Annotated in this window: 9 protein-coding genes; 8 read left to right on the top strand and 1 reads right to left on the bottom strand. The window is 60.5% G+C overall.

All coding sequences use genetic code 11. The annotated features are described in order from the left end of the window. The first annotated feature begins 287 nt into the window (after positions 1-287). The 6 genes from ACP7D9_RS11795 to argR all read left to right on the top strand — a co-directional run bounded on the left by ACP7D9_RS11795 (position 288) and on the right by argR (position 5660). Entirely contained in the window at positions 288-1061 is a 774-nt protein-coding gene (locus ACP7D9_RS11795; protein WP_426157573.1) for an ABC transporter substrate-binding protein, read from the top strand. 91 nt (positions 1062-1152) lie between these two features. Continuing rightward, the gene (locus tag ACP7D9_RS11790; protein ID WP_016773583.1) at positions 1153-1842 is read left to right on the top strand and encodes an ABC transporter permease; all 690 of its coding nucleotides are present in this window, start codon (positions 1153-1155) and stop codon (positions 1840-1842) included. Then, positions 1839-2537 (top strand): ABC transporter permease, encoded by a 699-nt coding sequence (locus tag ACP7D9_RS11785; protein WP_101155916.1) that lies wholly within the window; start codon positions 1839-1841, stop codon positions 2535-2537. The genes ACP7D9_RS11790 and ACP7D9_RS11785 overlap by 4 nt, the downstream gene beginning before the upstream one ends. Position 2538: 1 nt before the next feature. Further along, the gene (locus ACP7D9_RS11780; RefSeq protein ID WP_426157570.1) at positions 2539-3651 is read left to right on the top strand and encodes a M14 family metallopeptidase; all 1113 of its coding nucleotides are present in this window, start codon (positions 2539-2541) and stop codon (positions 3649-3651) included. A 27-nt stretch (positions 3652-3678) separates the two neighbouring features. Next, positions 3679-4443 carry an ABC transporter ATP-binding protein gene (locus tag ACP7D9_RS11775; RefSeq protein ID WP_047599668.1) on the top strand — a complete coding sequence of 255 codons (765 nt, stop codon included), beginning with the start codon at positions 3679-3681 and terminating at the stop codon, positions 4441-4443. 236 nt (positions 4444-4679) lie between these two features. Next, entirely contained in the window at positions 4680-5660 is a 981-nt protein-coding gene (gene argR, locus ACP7D9_RS11770; RefSeq protein WP_426157567.1) for a transcriptional regulator ArgR, read from the top strand. A gap of 7 nt (positions 5661-5667) precedes the next feature. Here argR and ACP7D9_RS11765 read toward each other — a convergent pair whose 3' ends face one another. Then, on the bottom strand, positions 5668-13452 hold the full coding sequence (locus tag ACP7D9_RS11765; RefSeq protein ID WP_426157565.1) for a dermonecrotic toxin domain-containing protein: 7785 nt from the start codon (positions 13450-13452) through the stop codon (positions 5668-5670). A gap of 304 nt (positions 13453-13756) precedes the next feature. Here ACP7D9_RS11765 and ACP7D9_RS11760 point away from each other — a divergent pair, with 304 nt between their 5' ends. Together ACP7D9_RS11760 and aruF are read left to right on the top strand one after the other, a co-directional pair. Continuing rightward, a complete protein-coding gene (locus tag ACP7D9_RS11760) occupies positions 13757-14977 on the top strand; it encodes an aspartate aminotransferase family protein (RefSeq protein WP_426157563.1) in 1221 nt (406 codons plus the stop codon). Between the two features lie 223 nt (positions 14978-15200). Next, positions 15201-16220: an arginine/ornithine succinyltransferase subunit alpha gene (gene aruF / locus ACP7D9_RS11755; protein WP_059404897.1), complete on the top strand. Its 1020-nt coding sequence runs from the start codon at positions 15201-15203 to the stop codon at positions 16218-16220. Positions 16221-16250: the final 30 nt, after the last annotated feature.

Genomic DNA, 16250 nt, shown 5'->3' with positions numbered 1-16250 from the left:
TGTGTATCGGTTCACTGCCTTTCGCTCTTGCATGAATTTGCAGGGCTGTCAATGAGCTCGAACCGCTTTCTCGGTGCATCTGTAATTAGTTGTCGCATTGAAGAAATATCGGCTTCGGGCCTCTCGTTAGAATGCCGATCACTCGCTCATCGTGGCTGACGTTGAAATCGCCTGCGGTTTCAACGGGAAATTTCCCGCCGATGCGCAACCGATTTCCGATTCACCCATTCGCATATTGGGCTGTCGCTCACTCTGCCGTTTTTGCCCTTTACCGATGGAGTCCCAAGATGAAGAAACTTGTGCTGCTTGGCGCCATGGCACTGTCCGTGCTGTCGCTGAATGCCGTCGCTGACGAAAAACCTGTGAAGATCGGCATCGAAGCGGCTTATCCTCCATTCGCCTCGAAAGCTCCGGACGGCAGCATTGTCGGTTTCGACTACGACATCGGCAACGCGCTGTGCGAAGAAATGCAGGTCAAATGTGTCTGGGTCGAGCAAGAGTTCGACGGCCTGATCCCGGCGCTGAAAGTGCGCAAGATCGACGCCATCCTGTCGTCGATGTCGATCACCGAAGATCGCAAGAAGTCGGTCGACTTCACCAACAAGTACTACAACACCCCGGCGCGTCTGGTCATGAAGGCCGGCACTCAGATCAGCGAAGGTCTGGCTGAGCTCAAGGGCAAGAACATCGGCGTGCAGCGTGGCTCGATCCACGAGCGTTTCGCCCGCGAAGTTCTGGCTCCGCTGGGCGCGGAGATCAAGCCGTACGGTTCGCAGAACGAAATCTACCTCGACGTGGCTGCCGGTCGCCTCGACGGTACCGTGGCTGATGCCACCCTGCTCGATGACGGTTTCCTGAAAACCGACGCTGGCAAAGGCTTCGCATTCGTTGGCCCGGCCTTCACCGACGTCAAATACTTCGGCGACGGCGTCGGTATCGCGGTGCGCAAGGGCGATGCCCTGAAAGACAAGATCAACACTGCCATCGCGGCCATCCGCGAAAACGGCAAATACAAAGCAATCCAGGACAAGTACTTCGCCTTCGACATCTACGGCAAGTAAGACGTCTCTGCGACAAGTCCGAAATGGCGCAAGCAACAGAATCTCTGCGGTTTGCGCCATTTTTTCATCCCAACTTTCGAGGACCTGAATCATGTTGAAAGGCTACGGGGCTGTCATCCTCGATGGCGCATGGCTGACGCTTCAGCTCGCCTTGTCGTCCATGGCTCTGGCCATCGTTCTCGGGCTGATCGGTGTCGCGTTGCGCCTGTCGCCGGTGCGCTGGCTGGCGTGGCTGGGCGACCTGTATTCAACAGTGATCCGCGGCATTCCCGACCTGGTGCTGATCCTGCTGATCTTCTACGGCGGCCAGGACCTGCTCAACCGCGTGGCGCCGATGCTCGGCTATGACGACTACATCGACCTGAACCCGCTGGCCGCCGGTATCGGCACCCTCGGTTTCATCTTCGGTGCGTACCTTTCGGAGACTTTTCGGGGTGCGTTCATGGCGATCCCCAAAGGCCAGGCCGAAGCGGGCATGGCGTACGGCATGAGCAGTTTTCAGGTGTTTTTCCGGGTGATGGTGCCGCAGATGATTCGTCTGGCGATTCCCGGCTTCACCAACAACTGGCTGGTACTGACCAAGGCCACCGCGCTGATTTCCGTGGTCGGTCTGCAAGACATGATGTTCAAGGCCAAGCAGGCGGCGGATGCCACGCGCGAGCCTTTTACCTTCTTCCTCGCAGTGGCGGCGATGTATCTGGTGATCACCAGTGTTTCGTTGCTGGCATTGCGTCACCTTGAGAAGCGCTACTCGGTAGGCGTAAGGGCGGCTGATCTATGATCTTCGACTACAACGTCATTTGGGAGGCGCTGCCGCTGTACTTCGGCGGCCTGCTGACCACCCTCAAACTGCTCGCGCTGTCGCTGTTCTTCGGCTTACTCGCGGCGTTGCCGCTGGGGCTGATGCGCGTCTCGAAAAACCCGATCGTCAACGGCGCGGCGTGGCTGTACACCTACGTGATTCGTGGCACGCCGATGCTGGTTCAACTGTTCCTGATCTACTACGGTCTGGCCCAGTTCGAGGCGGTGCGCGAAAGCTTCCTGTGGCCGTGGCTGTCGAGCGCAACGTTCTGTGCGTGCCTGGCGTTTGCGGTCAACACCAGTGCCTACACCGCAGAAATCATCGCCGGCAGCCTCAAGGCCACGCCGAACGGGGAGATCGAAGCGGCCAAGGCCATGGGCATGTCGCGCTTCAAACTGTACAAGCGCATTCTGCTGCCGTCGGCCCTGCGCCGCGCGCTGCCGCAGTACAGCAACGAAGTGATCATGATGCTGCAGACCACCAGTCTGGCGTCGATCGTGACCCTGATCGACATCACCGGCGCAGCGCGTACGGTCAACGCGCAGTTCTACCTGCCGTTCGAGGCGTACATCACCGCTGGCGTGTTCTACCTGTGCCTGACCTTCATTCTGGTCAAGCTGTTCAAACTGGCTGAGCGTCGCTGGTTGAGCTACCTCGCGCCACGGAAGCACTGATATGCAACGCATCGATCACGTATTGCCCTGGAGCCACTTGGGCTGCGAGCGCAAGGTTTCGGTTTTCCGTTTTGGCGAAGGCGAGCGCAAGGCCTACATTCAGGCCAGCCTGCACGCCGATGAGTTGCCGGGCATGCGCACCGCCTGGGAGCTGAAAAAGCGCCTCGGCGCACTTGAAGCCCGTGGCTTGCTCAACGGTGTGATCGAACTGGTGCCGGTGGCCAATCCGCTGGGGCTGGGGCAATTGCTGCAAGGCAATTTCCAGGGCCGTTTCGAGGCCGGCAGCGGCAAGAATTTCAACCGTGACTTCGTCGAGCTCAGCGCGCCGGTCGCGGCGGCGCTGGGTGACAAGCTCGGTGATGATCCGCATGCCAATGTGCGGCTGATCCGTCAGGCGATGGCCGATCACCTGGCCGCTTTGCCTGAGGCGAGCAGCCAGCTGCAAGGCATGCAGCGCGTATTGCTCAGCCATGCCTGCACTGCCGACGTGGTGCTCGATTTGCATTGCGACGCCGAAGCCGCGCTGCACATGTATGCGTTGCCGCAGCACTGGCCGCAGTGGCGTTCGCTGTCGGCTCATCTGAACGTCAAGGTGGGCTTGCTCGCGGAAGATTCCGGTGGCAGCTCGTTCGACGAGGCGTGCTCGTTGCCGTGGCTGCGTCTGTCGCGGCAGTTCCCTGATGCGCAGATTCCGTTGGCATGCCTGGCAACGACCATCGAGCTGGGCGGCCAAGCGGATACCGGTCGCGCTGAAGCAGAGGCTTACGCTGAAGGCATTCTGGCGTTCCTTGCCGAGCAAGGTTTGATCACCGGCGAGTGGCCGAACCCGGCGCACGAAGCCTGTGAAGGCATGCCTTTCGAAGGCACCCAATTGTTGTTCGCGCCGCATCCCGGTGTGGTGAGTTTTTCACGCAAGCCCGGCGAGTGGGTCGAGGCGGGCGACGAGATTTTTGAAGTGATTGATCCTCTGTCCGATCGGGTCAGCACGGTATGTGCTGGTACCTCCGGGGTGCTGTTTGCCATTGAACGGCTGCGCTATGCCCAACCCGGTTTCTGGCTGGCCAAGGTGGCGGGGCGCGAAGCGCTGCGTCACGGGCGCTTGCTCAACGACTGACTGACTGTTTTTGTGAGAACCGACCGCATGTACAAACTTGAAGTCCAAGACCTGCATAAACGCTATGGCAGTCACGAAGTGCTCAAGGGCGTGTCCCTGAAAGCCGCCGCCGGCGATGTGATCAGCATCATCGGCTCCAGTGGCTCCGGCAAAAGTACTTTCCTGCGCTGCATCAACCTGCTCGAGCAGCCGCATGCCGGCAAGATCCTGCTCAACAACGAAGAGCTGAAACTGGTCGCCAACAAGGACGGCGCGCTGAAAGCCGCTGATCCGAAGCAGCTGCAGCGCATGCGTTCGCGCCTGTCGATGGTGTTCCAGCATTTCAACCTGTGGTCGCACATGACCGCGCTGGAAAACATCATGGAAGCGCCGGTGCATGTGCTTGGCGTGCCCAAGGCCGAAGCCCGCGAGAAAGCCGAGCACTACCTGAACAAGGTTGGCGTGGCCCATCGCAAAGACGCGTTCCCGGGGCACATGTCCGGTGGCGAGCAGCAGCGTGTGGCGATTGCCCGTGCGCTGGCGATGGAACCGGAAGTGATGCTGTTCGACGAGCCAACCTCGGCCCTCGACCCGGAGCTGGTCGGCGACGTGCTGAAAGTCATGCAGGCGCTGGCGCAGGAAGGCCGCACCATGGTTGTGGTGACTCACGAAATGGGTTTCGCCCGTGAAGTGTCGAATCAGTTGGTGTTCCTGCATAAAGGCGTCGTCGAAGAAAGCGGCAACCCGCGCGAAGTGCTGGTCAACCCGCAGTCCGAGCGCTTGCAGCAGTTCCTGTCCGGTAGCCTGAAATAAATCAGGGCTGCCGTTGTGCACCAGATTAGGTCATGCTTCGCGACCTGAGAATTGGCCCGAATCTCCTGTGGGAGCAGGCTTGCTCGCGAAGGCGGTGTGTCAGTCAACATTATTGCTGTCTGAACCACCGCATTCGCGAGCAAGCCCGCTCCCACAATGGATCTGCGACATTTTCGATTAGGGGCTAGCATTGGCCCATGCCTTCATCACCGTTGTTCGTTTCGGATTGCCCGCCCATGACTGCCCATCGAATTGGTTTCCTGATTTGGCCCAGCACTAAAGCGTTGACGCTGGCGCTGGCGGAGGAGGCCTTGCGTGTTGCGCAGCGCGTGCACCCGGACGTGGTTTACGAACTGACGTTCTTGCAGGCCGAGCCGCCAGTCGAAGGTGCCTGGCAATTGCCCGGCGAGCCCTGGGTCGGCAAGCTTGAAAACTTCCAGAAACTGTTCCTGCTCGCTGACGAGCCGCCAATCACCCTGGCCCCAGCACTGAGCAGTGCGCTCAAGCAAGTGGTGCGTGCCGGTTGCGTAATCGGTGGTCTCTCGGCCGGTGTTTATCCATTGGCCCAGCTCGGCTTGCTCGACGGTTATCGCGCCGCCGTCCACTGGCGCTGGCAGGACGATTTCGCCGAGCGCTTCCCGAAAGTCATTGCCACCAGCCATCTGTTCGACTGGGATCGCGATCGCCTGACGGCGTGCGGTGGCATGTCGGTCCTCGATCTGCTGCTGGCAGTACTGGCCCGGGATCACGGCGCCGAATTGGCCGGTGCGGTTTCCGAAGAGCTGGTGGTCGAGCGTATCCGCGAGGGCGGTGAGCGTCAGCGTATTCCCTTGCAGAATCGCCTCGGCTCCAGTCACCCGAAGCTCACCCAGGCGGTGCTGCTGATGGAAGCCAACATCGAAGAACCACTGACCACCGACGAAATCGCCCAACACGTGTGCGTATCCCGCCGGCAGCTGGAGCGAATCTTCAAGCAATACCTCAACCGCGTGCCGAGCCAGTACTATCTGGAATTGCGCCTGAACAAGGCCCGGCAGATGTTGATGCAGACCAGCAAGTCGATCATTCAGATCGGCCTGTCCTGTGGCTTCTCCTCGGGGCCACATTTCTCCAGTGCCTATCGCAACTTCTTCGGTGCCACGCCGCGGGAAGATCGCAACCAGCGGCGCAGCAGCAGCCCGTTCGAATTGTCATCAGTACCGCCAGAGCGCGGCTGACCGTGACTCAGCTATGGCCGGTAGGCGGGAGCTCCTCGCCATCGGAAAAGTCCGAATCCACGACGTCGTCCAGTTCAACCATGCCCGGGCCATGCGGTATCCGCGCCTCGATATCGTGTTCGGCAAGCGCCGCGTTGTAGCGGTCCAGGCGCTGCTGACTTTCCCGGGTCAATGGATTTGCAGTGAAATCGTACTCGGTCAATCTCATGTCCGGACGGGAAGGAAATCCTGAAGGCAATTGCTGGATTCTGTTATTGCTCAGGTCGGCCTTTCGTAACCTTGTGAGCCTGAACAAACCCGCAGGCGCCCGGGTCAGGCCGGCGTTGCGCAGGTTCAGCATCTGCAGATCGGGAAAGTGGGTCATGTCAGGCGCTGTCCAGAGTCGGTGGTTGTTACTCAGATCCAGCGTGCCGAGATTTTTCAGGGCCGCGAACGCTTCGGCGGTTTGTGGCGTGATGATGATCTGGCAGCCCGACAGGCTCAGGCTGCTCAGCGTTTCGAGGCGAAAAATTGCCGGCGGAATGCGCCGTAAAGGGTAATCGCGGATATCCAGCGCCCTGAGTCGGGGAAACAGCGCCAGCAAGCCATCGACTGGAGGGGGCATGTCCGCTGTGCTGGTCAGCCGCAACTGATCGATGTAGTCGAAACGCCCGGTCAGTGGCGGCAACTCGCCCGTGAAGGACAGATCGCACACGAATTCACCATCCAGAGCGTTGACCGGATAGTGCCGAAGGCGTTTTTCCAGATTGTCCCTGAAGCGCCGGCGCCGATTGATTGGCGTGGATCCCGTTTCGCTTGCCGGCGCTCCCCGCATGACCGAGTCATCCGGCGTCGAGTTCGCCCAGATTTCAAGACTGTTAAGCAACGTGCTGAGCTCGGTTTGTCGACGCAGCAGCTCGGTGCGTCCGTCCGCCAATGTCCCCGGCAGACGATAGATCAGGTCATTGGCGTCGAATCCGGTCAAGCGGGGATATAGCGTTTGGATCAATTCAATGTCGGTCTCTTCGGCCCAGACGCCGAAATTGTCTCCTTTCAACAAATAGCAGGCCTTTATCTGTTCCCGCGAGGTCGCAGACAACGGGTTGGAGCCCACGTCCACGCCACGGTTGGCATAAGCCGTCAGTTGGTTGGGCAATTCGATGATGTTGTTGTCGCTCAGCAGTGCTGTCTGCAGGTGCGGGAGTTGTTCCAGCCCAACGGGAACTCGATCTATTCCTGTACGGATCAGGTCGATGAACGCCAGGTTCCCGAGCGTCGAGACATCGGGTGTCTGGCCCAGGGGATTGTTGAAAAGATCCAGCGACGTCAGCCGGCTCAGCGTCGCCAGGGTGGATTGTCCGGCAGCATCGAGAGTGATATTGCAACGGCTCATCATGAGCGTTTCCAGCGCTGGCATGCGTTCCAGAGCGTTAGGGATTCGGCCCAGGGCGAACCCCGGCAGTTCCAGTCCCTCCAGTCCGGTGAAGCAATCGAGGAAGCCATCGGGAATAGTCGAGTCTGGATTGCCTTGAATCTCCAGGTGGGTTATCTGGCTGAAGTCAGCGGTAAGCTTTGGCAGCTCGCCGGCGAATGTAGCCTTGGCCTGAAAGATCTCCGCACGCAGATCTGGCACATCGATACGACTGTCGCGCCACAGTGCTTCAAGTTTGTCCCGGAACTGGGTACGGGCCTCAAGTTGTGCGGCGCGTTGTTCAGCATCCCAAAGTTGACCGGATGTCGGCTCATGGCTCGGCACACGATCTTGCCAGGTATCGAGTTCACTGAGCAGCCGGGTCAGTTCGGATTCCCAGCTCATCAGTTGCGCCGTGCCTGCCTGCAACGTGCCGGGCAGGCCATAGATCATGTCGCTGGCCATGTAATCGGTCAGGCGCGGGAACACTCTAAGTGCCATCGCTACGTCGTTTGCGGCGGGCATAACTCCGAAGTTGCGATAGTGCCGGGCATAGTAAGTCTTGATCCGCTCACGAGCCGCCAGAGACAACGGATTACCGGCCAGACGCACACCCTCTGCACGATTGGGATCGAGGCCGAAGAACGCTTCCGGCAACTGGCTGATGGCGTTTTCGTTCAGGTTCAGAATCCGCAGTGCAGGGTGTGCGGCGATGCCGTCAGGCAGGGACGTCAGACCGCTGTTGAGCAGGGAGACGTCTTGCAGCGTCGGCAACGTCTGTAGATCGGGTGCCGCGGTCAATGGATTGTTGCTCAGGTCCAGGCGCGTGAGGGCGGGCAGCGACTTGAGCACATCATTTGCCGCAGTGGTCCAGGTCACGGCGCAGCCGTTGAGGCGCAGTTTCCTGAGGTTGCGCAGGCTCGCGATGAAGGCAGGAATTTCATTCAGCGCAAAATCCTTCATCTGCAAAGTCTGGAGTTCGGGGAACAACGCCACGAACGTCTCGATGCCATCGATCGCTGCGTTGCCGCTCAGCTTCAGGCTTGCGACATGACTGAAGTCAACGGTCAGGCGAGGCAATGAGCCCACGAACGACAGGTCTGCGGCAAATGATGTGCTGCGCTGGCCGGTCTCGCTGGATGTCTGACGCCAGAAAGCTTCGAGGTTTTGCTTGAATGCCGACCGAGCCGAGCGCTGTTGCGCGCGCTCGTTCTCGGACAGCGCTCGCCCTGTGGTCGGGTGCGTGGACGGGATTTGCGATACCCAGCGGTCGAGATCGAGCTGCATCTGCGCCAGCTCCGCTTGCCAGCGCAGCAGTTGCGCGCGGCTGTCGGTCAGGTTGCCGGGCAGGTCGTAGACCCTGTCGCTGGCCTCTTGCTCATCCAGCTCCGGGAACAACTCCCTGGCCAGACTTACGTCCTCGTCGACGGCCCTGACGTCGAAGTCCTGCCGATGGGTGCGGTAGTAGGCTTTGATTTTGTCGCGCGTTGTGGCCGATAACGGGTTGTCGGAAAAGTACAGGCCGTCACTGCGTTCTGCAGACAGGTCGAATATGGCGTCGGGCAAGTCCGTGATGTGGTTGCCGGTCAGCACCACAGTTCGCAATTCGGGACGGCCTGTCAGTCCTTGTGGAACAACGGTGAGGCCGCTGTTGGACAGGTCGATGAACGTGAGCGCAGGGAATAGGTTCAGATCGGGGAAAGTCCCCAGTGGATTGCTGCTCAGATTCAGTGTCTGCAGCGTGTTCAGCGAAACCAGTGCAGCCTGATTTTCCGGCGTCATGACCACGCCGCAGTTGTTCAGTTTCAGGTCGGTCAGCCGGGACAAACCTGGCCCGGGAAGGGCGTCGGTAGTCAGATCAAAGCCATTGAGGCTCAGTGAGTTCAGATTCGCGAATGACTCCACGAAGGGCAAGCTTGCCGAAACATGCGCGTTGCCGGTCAGTTCCAGTCGCGACACATGCGCGAAATTGGCGCTCGGAACAGGCATGTCGCCACTGAACTCAGCGGTAGCTTCAAATATTCCACTATGGCCGAATGAGTCCCGGCTGCGCCAGAAGCGTTCAAGTTGTTGTGCGAAAGAGCGTCGGGCGTTGAGTTCACGCGTCTGTTCGGCTTGAGACAGGCGTTCCCCTGTCTCGAGGTGGGATGTGGCAGCCTGGTTGATCCACTGACTGAGCTCCAGATTCAACTGCTGAATCTCGGTTTCCCAGCGCGTCAACTGGCCGCGGCCTTCAGCCAGTGTTCCGGGCAGGCGGTACAGCACGTCCGTGGCTTGCGCCTCGTCGAGGGCTGGAAACAACGCGGTGGTGCGCTGCAGGTCGGCCTGCTCGGGACGGATGCCGAAATGCCTGCCAGTAGCGTCATGGAAGCGTTTCACGTCTTCGCGTGCGACGGGCGTCAGCGGGTTGTCGGCGAAGGTGAATCCATCACTCAGGGAGGCGGGCAGCTTCAAGAACGCTTCGGGTATGGCGGTGAGGCGATTGCCGTCGAACTCGCCGGAGATCAGTCGTGGATGATAAAGCAGGTTTTCGGGCAGGCTGTAGATGCCGGTCCTGGACAGGTTGACGTAACGCAGCGAAGGCATTGTGTGCAGGTCGGGTGCCAAACCCAGGGGATTGCCCTGCAGATCGAGAATCGTGAGCTGTGGCATGGAGGCCAGGACCGATTGCGTCGTTATCGTCAGGCTCAGTCCACAGTTGCGCATTCGCAGTTCGCGCAGCGATGCCATTGACGTCAGTACCTGTGGCAGGGCCGGTAATTTCAGGTTTTCGGCCTCCAGCATCTGTAACTGTGGAAAGTGCTGAAGAAAGCTTTCCAGAGAGCCTGGCGTGGCGCTGCCATCAAGGGTCAGCGCGGTGATATGGCTGAGATCGGCCGACAGCGTCGGCAAGTCGCCGATGATCGGGTGTACAAGCCGCAGCGCGTGACCGGTTGCCTGCCCGTATTCATTGATCCCGGTAGGGTATTCGCGGCGCCAGCCCCTGAGGATTTCCTCCCTGAGCAAACGTCGGTTCTGAATTTCTGCGCGCATGTCCAGCGAGGTCAGCGCAACACCGGTATCGGGATGCCTGGCGGGCGGATCGTTGGCCCAGATGTGCAAATCGTTTTGCAGTTGCAGGTAATCATTTTGCAGGCGCTGAATCTCCACACGCGCACCGGAAGGACTGGCGCGGATGTCTTGGGCCAGCGCGCGGATTTGCAGTTCTGCCATCCTGGGGTAGAGCGCGCGAAGATCCTGCTCGTGGGAGCGTGCAGTGTTGTTCAGGCTTTCAGCGCGATCAATCTGCGGATAACCATCGCTGCCCAGGAGCCGTAACGTGTCCAGAGCCGGAGGTGCGATGGGCGTTTCGTGCAGCACGACGCGCAGCTCGTCACGTGCCAGCGTGCGTTCGCCAATGGCAGTCTTCAGCGTCTGGCCCTGGCCAATCCCGATGTTGAGGCTGGCGCGTTCACTGTCGGGCAGCGCGTACAGCACGCTGGAATAGAAATCGCTGAGCGAGCGCAGTTCCTGGCCTCGGTCATCGAAGGCTTGATAGTGCTGATCATCGCTGCGCACCAAGACCTTTTTTTCCGGCGCGTCTTCGCGACCAATGCTGTCGACGACCGGCCCTTCGTAGCGACCATCGCGGATTTCGATCCGCACATCGCCGCTCCAGCCCGGCAGCAATTTCAGGCTGTGCAGTGCCAGCGAGTCGGAGTCGGGGTTATTCACCGAGCCGAGTTCGAGCCCTTCATAGGCACGGGACAGGCGTACTTCCTGACTGGCCAGTTGCATCAGTTCCTGCTGGCGCGGTGGCAGGTACCCCTCGTTGATTTGCAGCAGTTCGTTGCCGGTGGCGGTTTCGAGCAGTTCGCGGCTGACGCTCGCCGGCAGGTCGGGATTGTGGGCCTTGAGCTGTTGCGCCAGCGGATCATCGGTTTGCTGCAGCGCTTGATAGCGTGCTTCGAACAGTGCGCCCTGGTGGGTTCTGGCGAGGCCGGCCAGTTGCTTGCGCAGGTTCTGGCTACGGATGTCCAGCGGCGGCGTTGCGGTGAAGGGCTCGGCGAGCAGCGCCTTGATTTGCGCTTCGTCGAGGAGCGATAGCAAGGTCTTGAGCAGGTCGCCGTCGATCAACTGGTCCTGGCGCAGCTCGGTCAGGGGCAGGCTTGTGTCAGCGCTCGACTGCCAGAGCAGCTCGCCGTTGCGATCGATCAGGCGCAGGCGCTGGTTGTTCGGCCAGCGGCCACGTTCGCTGAGCAATTGCAATTGCGTGACCTGATCGGCGCGCAGAAATTCTTCGCTGATATCGCTGTCGAGCTGATCGATAAAACGCTGCACCTGTTGATCAATCGTGAAGCGCTGGATGCTGTCGGCCAGCAGTGGCGGGGTTTTTTCCTGATTGACATGCATCTTGCGCAAGGCACCTTCGCTGCTGCCGCTGACCTGAAGAAGGGTTTCGCGCTCGGCCGGGGTAAAGGTTTCTACCGCAGGGCCGATGCGCCGCAACGCGGTTTCGCCGTCCCACTCCATCGGTTGTTCGAGCTCGGTGTGCCAGGCACCGTCGCCGTTGTGGCGCACCACAGGCTGGTACGCGTCGGGGCGGGTCGGGTGTTCGATACGGTACTGGCCGGGCACCTCATGTTCCTTGACCGAGAAGTGCGCTTCTTCGAGGGGTAACAGCTGCTTGCCCTGATGCTCGAACAGGCCTCGTTCATCGGGTCGCGAACCGGCTTGCGGTCGAGCGGGATGTTGGTAGCGTTCCAGGTCAGGCTCCCAGTAGCGGGTTGCGCCGTTGGCCAGTTTCACCGGTTTGAAACGGTCGATAAATGCCACGACTTCCTTGGGCAGGACCTTGCGAAACTCGGTTGCCGCAATCGCTCCGCCCACGGCAAACATGCCCAGCTGGATCATCGATTCAACGGTGCCCATCAAATGCCCGAACGCTTCGGTGTTACGCCCCTGACCCCATTCGACGATGCCCTCGAACGCTTCGTCGAGCATCTGATAAGCCATGTACGCCATCATCGCTTCGCCCAGCACCGGCACAAACGGCGCGACGATCAGCGCGGCGGTCTGGGCAATGGTGGAAATGATCTCGACCACTGAATCCCAGAATGCCCAGCGCGCCTTTTGATCGACGACAGCGGTGGGCACGGCAATGCTTCGCGCGTCGTTGAAGACCTTGTTCAGTTTCGCCTGATGCAGATGCTGCCAGACGTCTTCATGGAAGGGCACCAGCGCCGTCTGCAGATCGGGCCGCTCCACCGGCGCTTCGCGCCACGCCGGCAGGGAACTGCCGGGTTCGTGCGGGTGCCACTTGATTTCGCTGAGGCGGCTGTTGAGGGTGCTGAAGAAGAACCCGCGTTGCTCGTGATTGACGAAACGGCTGAAGAAACGCTGATAGTCCTTTGAGCGCAGCTGGCGCGTCAGTTCAACGATCATTTCCAGCGGCGAGGTGTACTCCTTGAACGGATGTTCGGGGTCATCCGGGACATACGCCACGACCCGCGCATTGTTTTGTGAGAGGTACAGGTCCGGGGCGAACACGACGATGCCGGTCAGCGGCGCGCAAAGCATGCTCACGTCATGACAGAGCAAAGGCGCGCCGTTTACATAGAGGCCTTTCATGCCATCGAGCAAGGCCTCGACCAGGCGCACGGCACTCTCCGAGACATCGCGGTTCATCCGCGCCCACTGCAGCGCAGCTTTCATAGCGGTTTTCTGGCTGGCGTCGAGTTTGTTGCGCAACACCGTGGCGACCAACGAATCGGAATAACCGAGGTTGTCTTCCAGGCTGGCTTTGTATTTCGCGCCGATGTCCAGCCGCCGGCACAGCTGGGTGAAGGCGGGGACGCTGAGTCGGGCTTTGATCGCGGGCAGGGTTTCGAATTGCCCGGTCAGCGTCGGCGCCGTGGTGAATGTCGATTCAGCTTCGAACGCGTTGTCTTGGGTTTCCCGATCTTCGAAGTTATGCAGCGCCGCCTCCAGCAGGGAAACGCTCCAGACGCGTGCGCCGGTCTTGATCGGAAACAGCGCAGTCGTCGCCGGGATGTACAGGCGCACGAAGGTGTTTCTGACATCCACGTCCAGATCGAAGCAGCTTTTGAGTTCGGCCTTGAGCAAGGGCTCGGCGAAGGCGGCGGCGTCCTGCAGATGTTCCAGGCTTTTATCGACTTGGCTCTGTGCATCGATATGCGCGCCAGCGAGGGTTTTCATCAGCGCGTGCTGTTCGGCGGGTGCCGACTTGAGCGCTTGGGGCAGCAGCGGGACGCTGTTCTTCAGTGCTTCGCGCCGGGTGGCTGAGGTGTTGCCCAGCCACTGCGGGATCGCCTCTTTGAGCGGTTGATAATGTTCATCCGCATGTTGCGCGTTGTTTGTGTCAGCAGCGGTGACGGATGGGTGTGCTTGCGACAAATGCATGGCCATTCCTTGGCGTCGGTAAGAACCCCCAGCAAACCAGCAGGACGCGCCCTTCGTGCGGTACATATTTATGCCTCTGGCGCGAGGCTGACTTGCTATCCTGCGCGGCCTGCCGCAAATCGGCCGCGCCCGGTAAACTGCGCCTTTGCGACGCTATATGTCGCATTGCCGTAAACCCGGGAAAATCCGGGGTTTGCGCTATAAGAAGTTGTCGCTTGGCGACAAGGCCGGGCACCAAACTGTCCTTACAATCCCCCCAATCGCTCGCCAGTTTCCGGCGAGTGTTCCTTTTCAGGAGACTCCGATGTCCGTTGAGCACGCTGCGGTACAACGCGCCGATTTCGACCAGGTAATGGTTCCCAACTACGCGCCTGCCGCTTTCATTCCGGTGCGTGGCGCCGGTTCCCGGGTCTGGGATCAGGCCGGCCGCGAGCTGATCGACTTCGCCGGCGGGATTGCCGTCAACGTATTGGGCCACGCGCACCCGGCGCTGGTCGGTGCCTTGACCGAGCAGGCCAACAAGCTGTGGCATGTGTCCAACGTCTTCACCAACGAGCCGGCGCTGCGCCTGGCGCACAAGCTGATCGACGCCACGTTCGCCGAGCGTGCGTTCTTCTGCAACTCCGGCGCTGAAGCCAACGAGGCCGCGTTCAAGCTGGCCCGTCGCGTCGCGTTCGACCGCTTCGGCAGCGAGAAGTACGAAATCATCGCCGCGCTGAACAGCTTCCATGGCCGTACCCTGTTCACTGTCAACGTCGGTGGCCAGTCGAAGTACTCCGACGGTTTCGGCCCGAAAATCACCGGCATCACCCACGTTCCCTACAACGATCTGGCCGCGCTGAAAGCGGCAGTGTCCGACAAGACCTGCGCGGTCGTGCTCGAACCGATTCAGGGCGAGGGCGGCGTGCTGCCGGCCGAACTGGCTTACCTGCAAGGCGCCCGTGAATTGTGCGACGCGCACAACGCGCTGCTGGTGTTCGACGAAGTGCAGACCGGCATGGGCCGCAGCGGCAAGCTGTTCGCCTACCAGCATTACGGCGTGACCCCGGACATCCTCACCAGCGCCAAGAGCCTGGGCGGCGGTTTCCCGATTGCGGCGATGCTGACCACCGAAGCACTGGCCAAACATCTGGTGGTCGGTACTCACGGCACCACGTATGGCGGCAACCCGCTGGCCTGCGCCGTCGCCGAAGCGGTGATCGACGTGATCAACACCCCGGAAGTGTTGAGCGGCGTCAACGCCAAGCACGACAAGTTCAAATCGCGCCTGGAGCAGATCGGCGCCAAATACGGCCTGTTCACTCAGGTGCGTGGCCTCGGTCTACTGATCGGTTGCGTGCTTAACGACGCCTGGAAAGGCAAGGCCAAGGACATCTTCAACGCCGCCGAACAGGAAGGCCTGATGATTCTCCAGGCTGGCCCGGACGTGATCCGTTTCGCCCCGAGCCTGGTGGTTGAAGACGCCGATATCGATGCCGGTCTGGACCGCTTCGAACGTGCCGCGGCGAAGTTGACGCAAGCCTGATGAACCTTTCGGCGCCTGGAGATTTCAGGCGTCGATCAAATTTGCAAAGCCGGGCTGGATCAAATGTGAGAGCGGGCTTGCTCGCGAAAGCGGTGGGTCAGACAGCGAAAATGTCGACTGATACAACGCTTTCGCGAGCAAGCCCGCTCCCACACTGAGCGCTGTTCAAACAGTCAGAGCCCGGTTTTTTTCTGTGATTTTTATGAGAGAAAGGAGTGACACCATGCTGGTGATGCGCCCCGCGCAAATGGCTGATCTGGGCGAGGTACAGCGTCTGGCTGCGGACAGCCCGATTGGTGTCACTTCCTTGCCGGATGACGTGGAACGTCTGAGCGACAAGATCGCCGCGAGCGAAGCGTCGTTCGCCGCCGAAGTGAGCTTCAACGGTGAAGAAAGCTATTTCTTCGTCCTCGAAGATTCCGCCACCGGCAAACTGGTCGGCTGCTCGGCCATCGTCGCTTCCGCCGGTTACTCTGAGCCGTTCTACAGCTTCCGTAACGAGACCTTCGTTCACGCTTCCCGCGAGCTGAAGATCCACAACAAGATCCACGTGCTTTCGCAGTGCCACGACCTGACCGGCAACAGCCTGCTGACCAGTTTCTACGTGCAGCGCGAGCTGGTCGGATCGCCCTGGGCCGAGCTCAATTCCCGTGGTCGTCTGCTGTTCGTGGCCAGCCACCCGGAGCGTTTCGCCGACTCGGTGGTGACCGAGATCGTCGGCTACAGCGACGAGAATGGCGATTCGCCGTTCTGGGATGCGATCGGGCGCAACTTCTTCGACCTCAACTACGCCGAAGCCGAGCGCCTTTGCGGGCTGAAGAGCCGCACCTTCCTCGCCGAGCTGATGCCGCATTACCCGATCTACGTGCCGCTGCTGCCCGACTCCGCGCAAGAAGCGATGGGCCAGGTGCACCCGCGTGCGCAGATCACTTTCGACATCCTGATGCGCGAAGGCTTCGAGACCGATCACTACATCGACATCTTCGACGGCGGCCCGACCCTGCATGCACGCGTGTCGGGGATCCGTTCGATCGCCCAGAGCCGCGTGGTGCCGGTGAAGATCGGTGAGCCGGTCAAAGGCGCCGGGCGTCAGTATCTGGTGGCCAACGCGCAGTTGCAGGATTACCGCGCGGTGTTGCTCGAGCTGGATTACGCGCCGGGCAAACCGGTGACGCTGGATCTGGAAGCGGCCGAAGCCCTGGGCGTCGGTGAAGGTGCCAGCGTGCGCCTGGTGGCGGTTTAACGCCTTAGCGAGTTTCACGGGTGGCGCGAG

The sequence above is a fragment of the Pseudomonas sp. TSRC2-2 genome, from assembly GCF_049897785.1.
Classification (GTDB): Bacteria; Pseudomonadota; Gammaproteobacteria; order Pseudomonadales; family Pseudomonadaceae; genus Aquipseudomonas.
This window is presented reverse-complemented; position numbering and strand designations above follow the sequence as displayed.

What these genes read in the sequence shown, in the direction of transcription:
- ACP7D9_RS11795 (WP_426157573.1), top strand. Translation starts at nt 288, where the DNA reads ATGAAGAAACTTGTGCTGCTTGGCGCCATGGCACTGTCCGTGCTGTCG.
- ACP7D9_RS11790 (WP_016773583.1), top strand. Translation starts at nt 1,153, where the DNA reads ATGTTGAAAGGCTACGGGGCTGTCATCCTCGATGGCGCATGGCTGACG.
- ACP7D9_RS11785 (WP_101155916.1), top strand. Translation starts at nt 1,839, where the DNA reads ATGATCTTCGACTACAACGTCATTTGGGAGGCGCTGCCGCTGTACTTC.
- ACP7D9_RS11780 (WP_426157570.1), top strand. Translation starts at nt 2,539, where the DNA reads ATGCAACGCATCGATCACGTATTGCCCTGGAGCCACTTGGGCTGCGAG.
- ACP7D9_RS11775 (WP_047599668.1), top strand. Translation starts at nt 3,679, where the DNA reads ATGTACAAACTTGAAGTCCAAGACCTGCATAAACGCTATGGCAGTCAC.
- argR (WP_426157567.1), top strand. Translation starts at nt 4,680, where the DNA reads ATGACTGCCCATCGAATTGGTTTCCTGATTTGGCCCAGCACTAAAGCG.
- ACP7D9_RS11765 (WP_426157565.1), bottom strand. Translation starts at nt 13,452, where the DNA reads ATGCATTTGTCGCAAGCACACCCATCCGTCACCGCTGCTGACACAAAC.
- ACP7D9_RS11760 (WP_426157563.1), top strand. Translation starts at nt 13,757, where the DNA reads ATGTCCGTTGAGCACGCTGCGGTACAACGCGCCGATTTCGACCAGGTA.
- aruF (WP_059404897.1), top strand. Translation starts at nt 15,201, where the DNA reads ATGCTGGTGATGCGCCCCGCGCAAATGGCTGATCTGGGCGAGGTACAG.